Source organism: Yinghuangia seranimata (genome assembly GCF_029953285.1).
GTDB classification, from domain to species: Bacteria; Actinomycetota; Actinomycetes; order Streptomycetales; family Streptomycetaceae; genus Yinghuangia; species Yinghuangia seranimata.
Window position 1 is genome coordinate 104,740 of record NZ_JASAOI010000038.1, and the last position, 15,769, is coordinate 120,508.

10 protein-coding genes are annotated in these 15,769 nt (G+C 70.2%); 8 read left to right on the forward strand and 2 right to left on the reverse strand.

Annotated elements, in window-relative coordinates:
* Positions 1-32: 32 nt before the first annotated feature.
* The 7 genes from QI554_RS24380 (at position 33) to QI554_RS24410 (ending at position 11,821) form a co-directional block, all read left to right on the forward strand.
* Positions 33-1,358 carry an ABC transporter ATP-binding protein gene (locus QI554_RS24380; protein ID WP_281472350.1) on the forward strand — a complete coding sequence of 442 codons (1,326 nt, stop codon included), beginning with the start codon at positions 33-35 and terminating at the stop codon, positions 1,356-1,358.
* On the forward strand, positions 1,355-2,422 hold the full coding sequence (locus QI554_RS24385) for an ABC transporter ATP-binding protein (RefSeq protein ID WP_281472351.1): 1,068 nt from the start codon (positions 1,355-1,357) through the stop codon (positions 2,420-2,422). Before QI554_RS24380 ends, QI554_RS24385 begins: the two co-directional genes overlap by 4 nt.
* A gap of 238 nt (positions 2,423-2,660) precedes the next feature.
* On the forward strand, positions 2,661-4,226 hold the full coding sequence (locus tag QI554_RS24390) for an ABC transporter substrate-binding protein (protein WP_281472352.1): 1,566 nt from the start codon (positions 2,661-2,663) through the stop codon (positions 4,224-4,226).
* 344 nt (positions 4,227-4,570) lie between these two features.
* On the forward strand, positions 4,571-6,199 hold the full coding sequence (locus QI554_RS24395; RefSeq protein WP_281472353.1) for an ABC transporter substrate-binding protein: 1,629 nt from the start codon (positions 4,571-4,573) through the stop codon (positions 6,197-6,199).
* 404 nt (positions 6,200-6,603) lie between these two features.
* Positions 6,604-8,055 (forward strand): ABC transporter substrate-binding protein, encoded by a 1,452-nt coding sequence (locus QI554_RS24400; protein ID WP_281472354.1) that lies wholly within the window; start codon positions 6,604-6,606, stop codon positions 8,053-8,055.
* Positions 8,056-8,320: 265 nt separating this feature from the next.
* On the forward strand, positions 8,321-9,931 hold the full coding sequence (locus QI554_RS24405; protein ID WP_281472355.1) for an ABC transporter substrate-binding protein: 1,611 nt from the start codon (positions 8,321-8,323) through the stop codon (positions 9,929-9,931).
* Positions 9,932-10,144: 213 nt separating this feature from the next.
* Complete coding sequence (locus tag QI554_RS24410; RefSeq protein ID WP_281472356.1) at positions 10,145-11,821, forward strand: ABC transporter substrate-binding protein; 1,677 nt, start codon at positions 10,145-10,147, stop codon at positions 11,819-11,821.
* A gap of 75 nt (positions 11,822-11,896) precedes the next feature.
* Here the strand turns inward: QI554_RS24410 and QI554_RS24415 are convergent, their stop codons facing one another.
* Complete coding sequence (locus tag QI554_RS24415) at positions 11,897-13,333, reverse strand: NsdA family TPR-like regulatory protein (protein ID WP_281472508.1); 1,437 nt, start codon at positions 13,331-13,333, stop codon at positions 11,897-11,899.
* A 340-nt stretch (positions 13,334-13,673) separates the two neighbouring features.
* Between QI554_RS24415 and QI554_RS24420 the strand changes: the two genes are divergently transcribed.
* Positions 13,674-14,342, forward strand: coding sequence for a bifunctional DNA primase/polymerase (locus QI554_RS24420; protein WP_281472357.1), 669 nt, complete (start codon positions 13,674-13,676; stop codon positions 14,340-14,342).
* 109 nt (positions 14,343-14,451) lie between these two features.
* On the opposite strand, the gene ftsY is transcribed toward QI554_RS24420, so the two are convergent.
* On the reverse strand, positions 14,452-15,645 hold the full coding sequence (gene ftsY, locus QI554_RS24425; RefSeq protein WP_281472358.1) for a signal recognition particle-docking protein FtsY: 1,194 nt from the start codon (positions 15,643-15,645) through the stop codon (positions 14,452-14,454).
* Positions 15,646-15,769 lie beyond the last annotated feature (124 nt).

Genomic DNA, 15,769 nt, shown 5'->3' on the forward strand with positions numbered 1-15,769 from the left:
AACCTCAAGTCTCGACAGACGGGACCGCACTGATGGACCGGAACAAAGACGCCTCGGCGTCGGACGTCCCGCTCCTTGAGGTCGAGGACCTCAAGGTTCACCTGAACACACCGCGCGGCACGCTCAAGGCGGTCGACGGCGTCTCCTTCCGTATCGGGAACGGCCAGACGCTCGGCCTCGTGGGCGAGTCCGGCTCCGGCAAGTCGATGCTCGTCCGCTCGCTCATGGGCATCAGCCCTTCGATCGCGAAGATCAGCGGCAGCGTCAAGCTGAGCGGCGCCGAACTGGTCGGCATCCCGCGCAAGCAGGCGCGCGCCGTCTGGGGCAACCGCGTCGCGATGGTCTTCCAGGACCCGATGACGTCGCTGAACCCGGTGGTCCGCATCGACCGGCAGCTGACCGAGTCGATGCGCGAGCACCTGGACATGTCGCGCGCCGACGCCCGGACCCGCGCCGTCGACCTGCTCAAGCTGGTCGGCATCCCGGAGCCGGAGAAGCGCGCGAAGCAGTACCCGCACCAGCTGTCCGGCGGCATGCGCCAGCGCGTCACCATCGCCATGGCGCTGGCCTGCGACCCGGACCTGCTGATCGCGGACGAGGCGACCACCGCGCTCGACGTGACGGTGCAGCGCCAGATCCTCGACCTGCTCCAGGAGATCCAGGCCGACCGCGGCATGGGCATGATCCTGGTGAGCCACGACCTGGGCGTGGTGGCCGGCCGCACCGACGAGATCGCGGTCATGTATGCCGGCCGCATGGTCGAACACTCCCCCACGCAGGACCTGTTCGCGCACCGCAGGCACCGGTACACCGAGGCGCTGCTCGCCGCGGTGCCGCGCCTGGACGTGCCGAAGGACCAGCGGCCCCGGCCGATCCCGGGCAGCCCGCCGGACCTGGTCACCTTCAAGGGCGGCTGCGCGTTCGCGGCCCGCTGTACGGCCGCGGACGACGTGTGCCGCACCGAACGCCCGGTGATGACCGCCAACGGCAACCCGCGGCACCTGTCCGCGTGCCACCACCCGGTGGCCGTCGGCGGGGAGACCGAGGCCGCCGAAGTCGAGGGGGCCGTCAAGACCGCCGAGGTCGAGGAGGCCGTCAAGGCCGCCGAGGCCGAGGACACCGAGGCGACCGACGTGTCCGAGGCGCCTGAGACGTCCGAGGCCGCCGACTCGACCGCCGAGGTCGAGGAGGCCGAGGAGGCCGCCGAAGTCGAGGAGGCCGACGCGCCGGAACCGGTCGAGACGTCCGAGACGTCCGAGGCCGCCGAAGCGGGCGACGCCGCGGACGAGGCCGACGACGAGGCCGAGGCCGAGGCCGAGGACGCGAAGCCCAGCCTGAGCAAGGAGGTTCCGGCATGACCGCCGAGACCAGCCCCGAGACCGGTGAGCCGACCGGCTCGGCGACCGGCACCGCCACCGCCGGTGACACGGCCGTGTCCGACGACGTGCTGCTCAGCGTCAACGACCTGGTGCAGCGGTTCCGGGTGCCGGGCGGTGTGGTCAACGCGGTCGCGGGCGTGAGCGTCGAGCTCAAGCGCGGCAGGACGCTCGGCCTGGTCGGCGAGTCGGGCTGCGGCAAGTCCACGCTGGCGCGCGCGATCCTGCAGCTGACCACGCCGACCTCGGGCTCGGTGGTGTTCGACGGGCAGGACCTGACCAAGCTGTCCAAGGACGGCCTGCGCACCATGCGCCGGCGCATCCAGATGGTGTTCCAGGATCCGATCTCGGCGCTCAACCCGCGCCGCAAGATCAAGGACATCGTCGCCGAGGGCCTGGTCATCTCCGGCACGCCGACCGCTGAGATCGGGCCGCGGGTCGCGGACATGCTGCGCAAGGTGGGCCTGGACCCGGACTTCGTGTCCGAGCGCCGCCCGCACCAGTTCTCCGGCGGCCAGTGCCAGCGGATCGCGATCGCGCGCGCCATGGTGGTCAACCCGGACCTGCTGATCTGCGACGAGCCGGTCGCGTCGCTGGACGTGTCGGTGCAGGCGCAGGTGCTCGACCTGCTGGACGAGATGAAGGGGTCCACCGGCGTCTCGATGATCTTCGTGGCGCACGACCTCGCGGTGGTCCGGAACATCAGCGACGAGGTCGCGGTGATGTACCTGGGCACGATCTGCGAGACGGGCGACACCGCGGCGATCTACGACTCGCCCGCGCACCCCTATACACGCGCGCTGCTGGACGCGGTCCCCGCGCCCGACCCGGGCGCGTCGCACTCGGGGCCCGCGCTCAAGGGCGAGATCCCCTCGCCGATGCGGCCGCCGAGCGGCTGCCGGTTCCGCACGCGCTGCCCGCTGGCCACCGACCGGTGCGCCGAGGAGGTCCCGCAGCTGCGCGAAGTGGCGCCGGGGCACCGGGTGGCGTGCCACTTCCCGCTCGTCGGCGACGACGTGCCGAAGGAGGCCGCCGCCGCCGGCTGACGGGGCGTCATCGCCCATACCGGACAGGGCCCTTGGGGCCCGCACAGGGTTCGATCGCCGGGCCGCGGAGCAGTGTGCTCCGCGGTCCGGCGTCGCACGTTCCACGCCAGAACCCGACTTCTCCAACGATTCGGGACGCAATGCCGCACTACCGCTCTGTAACACCGTTATAGTGAGGAACCCTCAAGCAGTGGCACTCGCACGGCCTACGCTCCGACCCGCGTCATCCCGCCGCACGTTGTCCGCCCGGCTCCGAAAACCGCTCGTCGTCGTCGCCGCGGCCACCGCGCTGCTGGCCGCCGGCTGCGCGTCCGACGACTCCGGCAAGCCGTTCGCCGCGGACACCCCCAAGCCCGGCGGGAGCATGACGATCCTGCTGCCCGGCGAGGCACGCGGCCTCGACCCGTTCTCCGCGAGCTACATCAACGTCACCGACGGAAACCGCATGGCGGCGCTGTACGACATGCTCGTGTGGACCGACCCCACGACCGGCTCGGTCCAGCCGCAGATCGCCTCGAACCTCGCCCCCGTCGACAACACCTCCAAGGTGTGGATGCTGACGCTGCGCGACGGCGTCAACTTCTCGGACGGCGAGCCGTACGACGCCGCCGCGGTCAAGACGAACTGGGACCGGCACGCCGACCCCGCTGCGCAATCGGTTCAGCGGGCCTCCGCGGCCGGCCTGTCGACACGTGTCGTGGACAAGCTGCGCCTGGAGATCACCCTCCCCCAGCCCAACGCGAACTTCGACCGCATGGTGGCGCGCAGCCTCTCGTTCATCGCGTCGCCGAAGTCGATCGCGAGCGGCAAGATGTCCGAGGCGCCGATCGGCGCGGGGCCGTTCGTGCTCAAGCCCGGCAACTGGGTCAAGAACAGCACGCTCACCCTCGACCGCAACCCCGACTACTGGAAGAAGGGCGCACCCTACCTGGACCGGCTGGTCTTCAAGGTCGACCCCGACCCGGTGCACTCGGTCGGCGCCGTCGACCGCGGCGAGGCGGACGCCACCACGGTCGTCGACCCGCTCGCCGCCGACGCGGCCAAGCGCGCGGGCCTGGGCACCGAGCCGCTCTCCCTCTCGGGCGGCCAGATGCTCTCGTTCAACACCGCCAAGGGCCCGTTCGCGACCGTCGAGGCGCGGCACGCGGTGGCGTACGCGCTGAGCGGCGAGGCGATCAACCAGCAGGTCTTCCAGGGCACCGGCACCGTCGCGCGCGGCATCTTCTCCTCCAACAGCCCGCTGGCGAACATCCAGTTGACCGCGCCGGACAACAACCCGGCCGAGGCCGCCCGGCTGTTCGACAAGCTGACCGCGAACGGCAGCAAGCCGCTCAACGCCACGCTGATGATCCCGAACGTCCCCGCCTCGGTGAAGATCGCGCAGTACGTGCAGGCGACGCTCAACACCTACCGCGGCGTCAAGGTCAACGTCGAGATCCTCGACCTGCCGACCTTCATCTTCCGCTCCAACATCGACCGCCGGTTCGACGTCAAGATCGACCAGGTGTGGCTCGACGACCCGGAGCCCGGCCTGTTCGGCTTCCTCCAGGGCGACAACCCGGCCAACTGCTGCTTCTACAACAACCCGCAGGTCAACGACGCACTCATGAAGGCCCGTACGACGACGGACACTTCGCAGCGCCGCGAGGCCTACACGCAGGTCCAGGTCGCGCTCAACACCGACATGCCCGTATGGGTCTACCAGGAGGCCGTGGCGCTGGGTGTCTACGCGCCGAGAATCACGGGCGTGCAGCTGTTCAACGACGGGGTGTTCCTCGTCGACCGCATCGGTATGCGCAAGTGAACCCGGGACGGCTGCGGGACCTGTCCCCCTCCCCGCGATGGACCCGCTCCGCGTAAGGCAGTAGAAAGGGGCAGCCTGCGGTCCACGAGAAGGCCGGGCGAACCGCGTTTCCCGCGCGGTTCGCCCGGCCTGCCCGTTCCCGCGAGCGCGGCGCCGGCACTCCCGGCACCGCGGTACGGCCTTCCTCCGGCCGTACCGACACGAAGTACGCATGGCACAGAACCACGCACCACCCGGCACCGGGCGGCCGGTCCTCCCCCGAAGGAACACCGCCCGCGTGCCGGCCCCGCGCACCACCGCCGCCCGCTGCAACGGACGGCCCGTCAGGTGAAGGTTGGCCCGCAGTGAGTCGTATTTCCCGCGCTACCCGAATACCCCGGTCGCCGCGGCGGAACACCGCGTTCCGGCGCGGCCGGCTGGTCGCATCCGCTGTCGCACTGGGCATCCTGATCTCCGGGTGCGGCAGCTCGGACAGTGCTCCGCCCAGTCCCGCGGGCACCCCCCGCAAGGGCGGATCGCTCACCCTGACCCTGCCCGGCGAGGCCGCGAGCTTCGACCCGGCGCAGACGTCGTTCGTCAACGTCGCGGACGGCAGCCGCATGTCGGCCGTCTACGACTCCCTGGTGTGGACCGACCCGACCACCGGCGCGGTCCAGCCGAAGATCGCCGAGAGCCTGGCCCCCGAGGACCCGCAGGCGTCCAAGTGGCTGCTGCGGATCCGGCCCAACGTGAAGTTCAGCGACGACACGCCGTACGACGCGGCGGCCGTGAAGGCGAACTGGGACCGGCACGCCGACATGGCGGTCGCCTCCTTCCAGGCCCCCGCCGCTTTCGGTATCGCGAAAACCGAGGTGGACGCGGCCAATCCGCTGGTCCTGCACATCACGCTGAAGGCGCCCAACGCGAACTTCGACCGCAGTGTCGCGCGCAATCTGTCCTTCAACGTGTCACCGACCGCAATGAAGGCGGATCCTGGAGCCATCCGCCTCAAGCCCGTCGGTGCGGGTCCCTTCATCCTCAAGGAGTGGATCCCGAACGAGCGCCAGGTCTTCGTTCGTAACCCGAACTACTGGCAGAAGGACAAGGGGCTGCCCTACCTCGACCAGCTCATCATCCGGGTCGACATCGACGTCAAACGCGGCGTCGAATCGCTCGGCAAGGAATCCGACATCAGCATGACCGTCGACCCGAAGAACATCGCGCTCGCCCGCAGCAAGGGGCTGGGCGTCGAGGAACTGAAGCTCAACGGCGGCGCGATGATCCTGTTCAACACCCAGAGCGGGCCGTTCTCGGACGTCAAGGCGCGCCGCGCGGTGGCACTCGCTCTCAACAGCGCCGAGATCAACGACAAGTTCTACGACGGCACGGGGACCCCGGCCAAGGGCATCTTCAGCTCGTCGTCGCCGCTCGCCAACATCCAGCTCACGGCGCCGGAGAACGATCCGGCCGAGGCGGCGAAACTGTTCGACGAGGTGACCAAGAACGGCACCAAGCCGCTCGAGTTCACCTATATCGCTCCGTCGGCGCCCACCACCGTGGACGTCGCTCGGTTCATACAGCAGAAGCTCAGCGCCTACCGAGGCGTGACCATGAAGATCCAGCAGGTCGACATCCCGACCTACATCCGCACCGTACGCGCGCGTTCCAGCGCGTGGAGCGCAGCCGTCGGCCAGCAGTGGATCGACGATCCGGAGCCCGGCATCTACGACATGCTGCACTCCACCAGCTTCGCCAACTCGTCGGCTCTGGCGGACCCGGAGATCGACGCGGCGCTCGAGGACGCCCGCAGGTCGACCGACACCGAACGGCGACGCGACGCGTACACGCGGCTTCAGGTCCAGCTGAACAAGCAACTGCCGTTCTGGGTGTACCAGGAGGCCACCGCGGCCGCCGTGTACACCGGCAAGGTGACCGGTCTCCAACTGTTCAACGACGGACTGATCCTGTGGGACCGGATCGGACTGCACCGCTAGCGCACCCATGCGCCGCCCCGGGCCGAACCCGGCCGCGGGCGGCGCCCGAGTCCGACACCTGACCGACGGCAGTGCCGCGGGGCTCCCGGCCCGTTCCCGGGCCCCGCACACGCACCACCGCACTTCGAGCACTTCCTGCACAGCACGACCGCGCCCCGCGCACCCGGCTCACCGCCGGGAGCGCGGGGCGCGGCCCGCCTATCCGCAGAGAGTCCACGACAGGTGGAGGTAGACCGTCCGTGATTCGGCACGACCGTAGATGGGGGACCCGCAGGCGCGTCCTGCGGAGAGCACGGATCGGCTGCGTCGCGGCCGTACTCGTCCTGCTCGCCGGCTGTTCCCAGGGCGGCGACAAGACCGCACCGGATCCGAAGGGCACGCCCCGCAAGGGGGGCTCCCTGACGATGGTGCTGCCCGGCGACTCACGCGGGCTGGACCCGTACACCGCGAGCGCCAACAACGTCGCCGACGGCAGCAGGCTGTCGGCGCTGTACGACGTCCTGCTGTGGACCGACCCGACGACCGGCGGCGTGCAGCCGCAGCTGGCCGAGTCACTCAGCCCCGAGGGCGTGGACACCTCCTCGTGGGTGCTGACGCTCCGTCCGGGGGTCCGCTTCACCGACGGCGCGGAGCTCAACGCGGAGGCCGTCAAACGGGCCTGGGAGGCCCATCTCAAGCCGCAGCTGCGCTCGATCAGCGCGGTGCTCGTCACGACGCTCAAGCTGACCGTCGTGGACAACCTGCGGCTGCGCATCAAGCTGCCGGCGCCCAACGCGAACTTCGACCGCGCGGTCACCCGCAACCTGAACTTCATCCCGTCGCCGCGCACGCTCGAGACGGACCAGTCGATCGCCGCGTCGGCGAAGGCGCCGGTCGGCGCCGGACCGTTCAAGCTGCGCGAGTGGGTGCCCGGCCAGCGGATGACGTTCGACCGCAACCCGGACTACTGGCAGAAGGACCGCCCCTACCTGGACTCGGTGACGTTCGTCGTCAACCCGGACACGGCGCAGGCCGCGAAGACCATCGACGCCGGCAAGGCCGACATCACCGTCAGCACCGACATGCTGCTGATCAACGAGGCGCGGCAGCGCGGCCTCGCGGTCGGCGACATCCCGCTCAACGGCGGCCTGATGATCGCGTTCAACATGCGCAAGAACCGCGCGTTCGCCAATCCGGACCTGCGCCGCGCGGTCGTGCTGTCACTGAGCACCGACGCCATCGACAAGCGGTTCTACGCGGGCGCGGGCGCGCCGGCGAAAGGCATCTTCGGCTCGTCGTCGCCGCTCGCCAACATCCAGCTCTCCGCGCCGCAGAACGAGCCGGAGACCGCCGCGACGCTGTTCGCCTCGCTCACCGACAACGGCCGCAAGCCGATCGACATCACCTACGTCATCCCGCGCAGCCCCAAGGCCGAGGCGATCGCGCAGTACATCAAGGAGACCGTGGAGAAGGCCTCGAACGGCGGGGTGCGGTGGAAGATCGAGAGCGAGGACATCCCGAACTTCATCAAGCGCACGTCGGGCGAGGCGAACTTCGACGCGTCGGTGTACCAGATCTGGGCCGAGGACCCGGAGCCGACGATCTACCAGTTCCTGCACTCCAAGGGCGGCTACAGCAACATCACCGGCTACAACAACGCGGACGTCGACGCGGCGCTGGACTCGGCGCGGCAGGCCACCAGCCAGTCGGCCCGCAGCGAGGCGTACACACGCCTGCAGGTCGAGGTCAACCGGGACCTGCCGTACTTCGTGTACCAGGAGGCGGTCGCGGCATACCTCTGCGCACCGCGTCTGACGGGCGTTCAGCTGTTCAACGACGGGGTGCTGCTGTTCGACCGGATCGGTCTACGCGCGTGAGCCGACCGGGGTGAATCAGGCCGGGCCCGCCGACCGGCGGAGGAGTCGGCGGGCCCAGCTACACACCGTTGCCGTCGCTCGATGGGACATCCAAATCTGACGATGTAACAGATCTGCGTCGCGACGTGCCTTCCACGCGGTCGCCGCCTACGGTTGCCCCCACAGCTCCACCGGTTCACCGGCACAACCTGTTCGCCAGTACAGCTCCACCGTCCCACCAGCAAGCGCACGCACTTTGCACAGTCGCCTGGAGGAGGCAAGAACGGTGTCAGCACAACGTACAAAGGTTCGACCCGGGATCGGCGCGCTCGCCGGTCGCCGTGGCGCGGCGGTCGCGGGCCTCCTGGCCCTCGGCCTGGCCGTGACCGCCTGCGGGGGCGGGTCCAAGAACGACAAGAAGGGCGGCGGCGCGCCGACCGGGCCGGCCAAGTCCGGCGGCACCATCACGATGCTCGCGGTGCAGGACTCCGCATCGCTGGACCCGTTCCGCACGTCGTACGTGGCGGTGGCGGACGAGCCCCGGATGGCCGCGCTGTACGACCCGATGTTCTACATCGACCCCAAGACCCACAAGGTCACCCCGCACCTCGGCGAGTCGCTCACCACTGCCGACAACGGCACGACCTGGACGCTCAAGCTCAAGCAGGGCGTCCAGTTCAGCGACGGCACGCCGTTCGACGCGGCCGCGGTCAAGGCCAACTACGACGCCCACCTGAACCCGGCGACCAAGTCCGTGCACCTGGGCACCGTGGCGACCTTCAAGACCGAGGTCACCGATCCGCTGACACTGACGCTCACTCCGCAGGGCGCGCCCAACCCCAACCTGGACCGGGCGATCGCGACCGAGCTGACCTACATCGAGGCCCCCTCGGCACTCGCCAAGGGCCCCGACGAGTACGGCTCGCACCCGGTCGGCGCGGGCCCGTTCATGCTGAAGAACTGGGTGCGCGGCAACGCGCAGGAGTTCGTGAAGAACCCCAACTACTGGCAGAAGGACAAGGGTCTGCCGAAGCTGGACGGCTTCACGATCAAGAACGTGCCGGACATCAAGCAGCAGTACAACAGCGTCAAGTCCGGCACCGCCGACCTGTTCGTCAGCTCGGACCAGAACCTGCTCAACCAGGCGGCCAAGGAACTGCACGTCAACGAGTTCAAGACCGACGGCGGCCAGATGGTGCAGTTCAACCTGGCCAAGCCGCCGTTCAACGACCCGCGGGCGCGCCGCGCGATAGCCCTCGCGCTGGACCCGGCGGACATCCCGAAGACCCTGAACAACGGCTACATACCGGCCAAGGGCTTCTTCAACCAGTCGGGCCCGTTCGCCGACCCGGCGGTGACCCAGCCGGCGCAGAACAAGGCCGAGGCGCAGTCGCTGTTCGACCAGCTCGCCGCCGAGGGCAAGAAGGTCGACTTCAAGTACCTGGTGCCGCAGAACCCGTCGTCCGTCGCGGTCGCCGAGTGGATGCAGAGCCAGCTCAAGTCCTTCAACAACGTGTCGATGTCGATCGACTCGGTGGAGATCGGCCAGTACATCGTGAAGTACGCGATCCAGCGCGACTTCCAGGCGATGCTGTTCCAGCAGTGGGTCGTCGACCCCGAGCCCGTGGTCTTCGGGGCGCTCTTCTCCAAGAGCTTCCTGAACTTCATCGGCTGGAACAACCCGCAGGCCGACGCGGCGCTCGCGGCCGGGCGGGCGAGCACCGACCCGGCGGTGCGCAAGCAGGCGTACTCGGACCTGCAGAAGGCGCTGGTCTCCGACCTGCCGATCTGGGTGTACGCCGAGTCGTCGAACGGCCCGATCTACAACGACAAGGTGACCGGCGTCGAGCAGTACAACGCCGGGGTGTTCTTCATGGACCGGATCGGCAAGAAGTAGCGCTTCCCGGACGGCAGCTGAGCTGACTGCTCGTCACATCTGGTGAACCCGCGGCGCCCCTCCGTTCAAACGGAGGGGCGCCGTCGTATGTCCGGAAAGCGACCAGGAAACTTGACTCTGTAACAGATCGGCTTCGGAAGCGTGCATGTTCCGCCAACTGCTCCTACGGTGTGCCCCAGTGCCAAGATCAGTGATCGGCGGAGGTGGCAAGGCGTGTCAGCACGACGCAAGGCGCACGACAGCACGACGCACGACAGCACGACAGGTACGACCGAACTTCGTACGGAGGGCGCGATATCCCGCGGGAGCGGGCTCGCCCGGCTCCGCTCGCGCGGCGTGGTCGTCGCCGGCATAGCGGCCCTCGCCCTGACCGCCACCGCGTGCGGCGGCGACAAGGACAAGAAGAAGGACGCGAGCGCCTCGGGCGCCCCGGCCGCGGGCAAGTCCGGCGGCAAGGTGACCATGCTCGCGGTCCAGGACTCCAAGAGCCTGGACCCGTTCCGGACCTCGTACGTGGCGGTGGCGGACGAGCCCCGGATGGCGGCGCTGTACGACCCGATGTTCTACATCGACGCGAAGAGCGGCAAGGTCGTGCCCTTCCTGGCCGACTCGCTCACCTCCGCCGACAACGGCGCGACCTGGACGCTCAAGCTCAAGCAGGGCGTGCAGTTCAGCGACGGCACGCCGTTCGACGCCGCGGCCGTCAAGCTCAACTGGGAGACGCACGCCAAGCCGGAGACGCAGTCGCTGCACCGCGCGTACGCCGCGGAGCTCGGCATCGAGGTCGTCGACCCGCTGACCCTCAAGGTCACGCCGCCGCGCATGCCGAACCCGAACTTCGACAAGACGGTCGCGCAGCACCTCTCGTACATCGAGGCACCCTCGGCCATCAACAAGGGCCTCGACGCCGCGGGCACCGCCCCGGTCGGCGCCGGCCCGTTCATGCTGAAGAGCTGGACGCGCGGCAGCGCCCAGGAGTTCGTGAAGAACCCGAACTACTGGCAGAAGGACAAGGGCCTGCCCAAGCTGGACGGCCTGACCATCAAGAACGTCCCGGACCTGACGCAGCAGCTCAACTCGGTCAAGTCCGGCTCCGCCGACATCTTCATGAGCTCGGACCCGAAGGCGCTGTCCGAGGGCAAGAAGGCCGTCCAGGCCCAGGTGCAGGAGGACCTCGGCGGCCAGCTGCTCGGCTTCAACATGGCCAAGGCGCCGTTCGACGACCAGCGCGCCCGCCGTGCGATCGCGCTCGCGCTCGACCCGAACGACATCCCGAAGACCCTCGACAACGGGTACGTCCCGGCGAAGAGCTTCTTCAACACCTCGTCGGCGTTCTTCGACCCGCAGTACGTGCAGCCGGCGCCGAACAAGGACGAGGCGCAGTCGCTGTTCAACGCGCTCGCCGCGGAGGGCAAGAAGGTCGACTTCACGCTGCTGGTGCCGAAGAACCCGGCCGCCGACAAGGTCGCCGAGCTCTTCAAGAGCCGCCTGGAGGCGTTCCAGAACGTCTCGGTGAAGATCGACTCGATCGAGATCGGCCAGTACATCGTCAAGTACGCGATCCAGAAGGACTTCCAGGGCATCCTGTTCCAGCAGTGGCTGCTCGACCCCGAGCCGGAGATGTTCAACACCTTCATCTCGCCGAGCCCGCTGAACTACTTCGCCTGGAAGAACCCGAAGGCCGACGCCGCGCTGCTGGCCGGCCGCACCAGCACCGACCCCGAGGCGCGCAAGAAGGCGTACTCGGACCTGCAGAAGGAGATGGCCGAGGACCTGCCGGTGTGGGCGTACGCCCAGTCGCAGGTCGGCCCGATCTACAGCAAGAAGGTGACCGGCGTCGAGATGTACGGCACCGGCAACATCTTCCTGGACCGGCTCGCGCTGTCGTAGCCGCCGCCCGCTGAACCGACGGCCCCCCTCCGCGCGGAGGGGGGCCGTCGCGCGTTCCGGCGCCTCCCGGCCCGCTCAGGGCAGCGGGAAGGCGGCCTCCGGCAGTTCCCCGAGCAGCCGTTCCGCCAGTCGGCGCACGGCCGGCAGCTCGCCGAACAGGTCGACCGCGCTCTTGACGGTGCGCCGCAGCCGGGTCGTCAGCCGGTCCGAGCGCACCCGCGACGCGAGGTCCAGCGCCCCGTGCACGGCCTCGCACGCCGCCTCGGGCTCGCGCTCCAGCACATGGACCGACGCGAGCCCGATGCGGCTGAGCGCGAGCGAACGCTGGTACTCGGTCGCGTGCTCGAACAGCGCGACCGCCTTGGCCAGCGGTCCGCGCGCCCGGTCGGGCGCGCCCGCGCCACGGTACGCCAGGTCGCGGTACGCGTGTCCGGCCTCGGCGTTGAACTCGGCGGTGCCGAAGTAGCGGATCCAGTCCGGCTCCTCGCTGTCCGCCGCGTCCGCGGTGAGCTGCTCGGCGAGGGACATCGAGCGGCGGCACTTGTCGGCCTGGCCGAGTCCGGCGTGCGCGCGGCCCTCGACGGCGTACAGCATCGCCTGGGTGCGCGGGCCGGCGCTGTCGCGGGAGCCGTACTGCGCGAGGTGGATCAGCTCCAGCGCGTCGGACGGCCGGTCCAGGTGGATCATCTGACGGCTCATCACCCCCAGCACGTTGGCGCCCAGCGGCCGGTCGCCGGCCTCCTTGGCGGCGTGCAGCGCGAGCACGAAGTACTTCTGCGCGCCGGGCTGCATGCCGACGTCGTACGACATCCACCCGGCCAGCAGCGCCAGTTCCGCGGTGAGCCGGAACAGCCGCTCGCGCACCAGCGTCGGATAGGTGTCGTGCAGCAGGTCGGTGACCTCCTGGAGCTGCCCCACCACCGCCTTGCGGCGCAGGCCTCCCCCGCACTGCATGTCCCAGCCCCGGAACATCCGGACGGTCGCGTCGAGTTGGTCGAGCTCACCGGCGCCGATCCGGCCTTTGGCGGGCGCCGCGCGCGGCGGGGACACGGGCGTCGGCGTGGGGGCCAGCCAGCGCTGCATGGGCTCGACGAGCGCGGGCCCGGCGGACAGCGCCAGCGACGCGCCCAGGAAGCCGCGCCGGCCCAGCATGAGGTCGCTGCGGGAGAACTCGCCGAGCAGGTCGACCACCGACTCGGGGGCCCACGGCAGGTCGACACCGGACCCGGTGAACAGCGCGCCCGGCTCCCGGAAGCCGAGGTCCTCGACGGCGACGACGCAGCCGAACTGCTCGCTGAACAGCTCGGAGATGATGCGCGGTATCGGGTCGCGCGGCTGCTCCCCGTCCAGCCACCGGCGCACCCGCGAGGTGTCGGTGCTGACGTGCAGCGCGCCCAGCCGGCGCGCGCGGCGGTTCACCTGGCGGGCGAACTCGCCCTTGGACCACCCGGTGCGCTCGAACCACGAGGCGAGCCGCTCGTTGGGCTGCTTTCCGCCGGGGAGCCGGGGCAGCGTGGTGAAGGCGGGCAGGGCGGCGTCGTAGCGCACGCCAGGCTGCCGGGTGGTGTCGGCCGCGGGGTGGATGACGGACGGGCGTTCGGCCTGTTCTTCGGCTTCGGTTTGTGCGACTGTCACCGCATTCTCCCCCTGTGCCCTCCACAGCGTCCGATGCGGACGGTGCGCAATGTCCCGTATGCCGAAAGTAGGCCGCACGCCGCCGCCTCGGGGTGGGAACGGCAAAACGCCAGTGTTCGCCACCCCTCGCGCCAGGGTCTCGCCCCCGGTCTTTCGCGGTTGACTTGAGCGATCCGCCGGAACCGTAACCAAACGTGACGGGAGCCGTTGGGAGGTCATGGACATCATGCTCGGATCGCGCCGACGCACCCGGACTGCCCTCTGGCAGGCGGTGTCGGAGTACGTCGAGCAGCGGCGGTGGCCCGTCACCCAGGGGACCTACCTGGTGCGGGACGGCCGCGGCACCCGCTGCTCCTGTGGCCGGAGCGGGTGCGCCGCCCCCGGTATGCACCCGTCGGACCCGCAGTGGTCCGCGCACGCGACCAGCACCCCCGCCGCCGCGCGCTACCTCTGGTCGCAGTGGCCCGACAGCGCGGTCGTCCTGCCCACCGGGCACGCTTTCGACGCGATCAGCGTGCCGCTCGCGGCCGGACAGCGCGCTCTGGTCCGGCTCGAACGCATGGGCACCCCGCTCGGCCCGGTGCTCGCCACCCCCAACGGCCGGCTGTTCTTCCTCGTCGCACCCGGCGCGGCCGGCGAACTCCCGCACCTGCTCTACCAGATGGGGTGGGACGACGCGGAGCTCGACCTGCGCTGCCACGGCGAGGGCGACTACATCTTCGCGCCGCCCTCCCCGCTGGGCGTGCTCGGCGCCGCGGAGTGGATCCGCCCGCCGGAGGGCGACGAGCCGGTGCTGCCCGAGGCGCGGCTGCTGCTGGGCACGCTGGCGTACGCGTGCCACCGCAACAGCGCCCGTTCGGGCAGCGGGATGTGGCTGGCGTCCTGACGCCCCGCCCGGCCTGAGGTCGGGCGATTCATCCGACGCACGCGGCAACGACGAAGGCCGGGCGGGAACCGTGTGGTTCCGCACCCGGCCTTCGGTGGTTCGGAGGCGGTCAGTCGCCGATCAGCGCGTCCACGAACGCGCTCGGCTCGAACGGCGCGAGGTCGTCCGGGCCCTCGCCGAGCCCGATGAGCTTGACCGGCACGCCGAGCTCGCGCTGCACCGCCACGACGATGCCGCCCTTGGCGGTGCCGTCCAGCTTGGTGAGCACGATGCCGGTGATGTTCACGACCTCGGCGAACACGCGGGCCTGCACCAGGCCGTTCTGGCCGGTGGTGGCGTCCAGGACGAGCAGCACCTCGTCGACCGGGCCGTGCTTCTCGACGACCCGCTTGACCTTGCCGAGCTCGTCCATGAGGCCGGTCTTGGTGTGCAGCCGGCCGGCGGTGTCGATCAGCACGGTGTCGACGCCCTCGGCGATGCCCTCCTTGACGGCGTCGAACGCGACGCTCGCCGGGTCGCCGCCCTCGGGGCCGCGCACGGTGCGCGCGCCGACGCGCTCGCCCCACGTCTGCAGCTGGTCGGCGGCGGCGGCGCGGAAGGTGTCCGCGGCGCCGAGCACGACGCTGTGGCCGTCGGCGACCAGGACACGCGCGAGCTTGCCGGTGGTGGTGGTCTTGCCGGTGCCGTTGACGCCGACCACCATCAGCACGCCGGGGCTGCCGTCGGCGGCCTTGGTGGTGGTGAGCGACCGGTCGTACTCGGTGCCGACCAGGGCGAGCAGCTCCTCGTGGAGCAGCGCGCGCAGGTCGGCGGGGGTCCGGGTGCCGAGCACCTTGACGCGGGTGCGCAGCCGCTCGACGAGCTCCTGGGTGGGCTGCACGCCGACGTCGGCGGTCAGCAGCGTGTCCTCGATCTCCTCCCAGGTGTCCTCGTCGAGGTGCTCGCGCGCGAGCAGCGCGAGCAGGCCCTTGCCGAGCGTGGTCTGGGAGCGGGCGAGGCGCGCGCGCAGCCGGACGAGGCGGCCGGCGGTCGGCTCGGGCACCTCGAGGGGCGGCAGCGTCTCGGGGACGGTCTCGGGGACCGCCGGCGCTTCGGGCGCCTCGACGGTCTCCGGCAGGTCGAGTGTGTCGACGGTGCGGCTGGGCGCTTCGGGGAGCGGCTGCGCGTCCTCGCCGACACTCGGCTCGACGGGCGTGCGGGTCGGGGGCGGCGTTACGGAGCGGCGGCGCGAGCCGACCACAAAGTAGCCGGCCAGGCCGATCGCCACGACCGCGATGACGACGACAAGGATCAGAGTCTCCATAGGAGCTCCAGTGTCCCAGACGTGCGGGACGCGAACCGAACGGCACACGTCCGTCGACCCCGGAATCACGTTCTGTCAAGCGTTGATTCCTGACGGCACGTCAGATAGCTTGCCGTGGCCAAGC

Coding starts and splice junctions, on each gene's coding strand:
- QI554_RS24380 (WP_281472350.1), top strand. CDS start 33: ATGGACCGGAACAAAGACGCCTCGGCGTCGGACGTCCCGCTCCTTGAG.
- ftsY (WP_281472358.1), bottom strand. CDS start 15,645: ATGGAGACTCTGATCCTTGTCGTCGTCATCGCGGTCGTGGCGATCGGC.
- QI554_RS24385 (WP_281472351.1), top strand. CDS start 1,355: ATGACCGCCGAGACCAGCCCCGAGACCGGTGAGCCGACCGGCTCGGCG.
- QI554_RS24420 (WP_281472357.1), top strand. CDS start 13,674: ATGGACATCATGCTCGGATCGCGCCGACGCACCCGGACTGCCCTCTGG.
- QI554_RS24400 (WP_281472354.1), top strand. CDS start 6,604: ATGGTGCTGCCCGGCGACTCACGCGGGCTGGACCCGTACACCGCGAGC.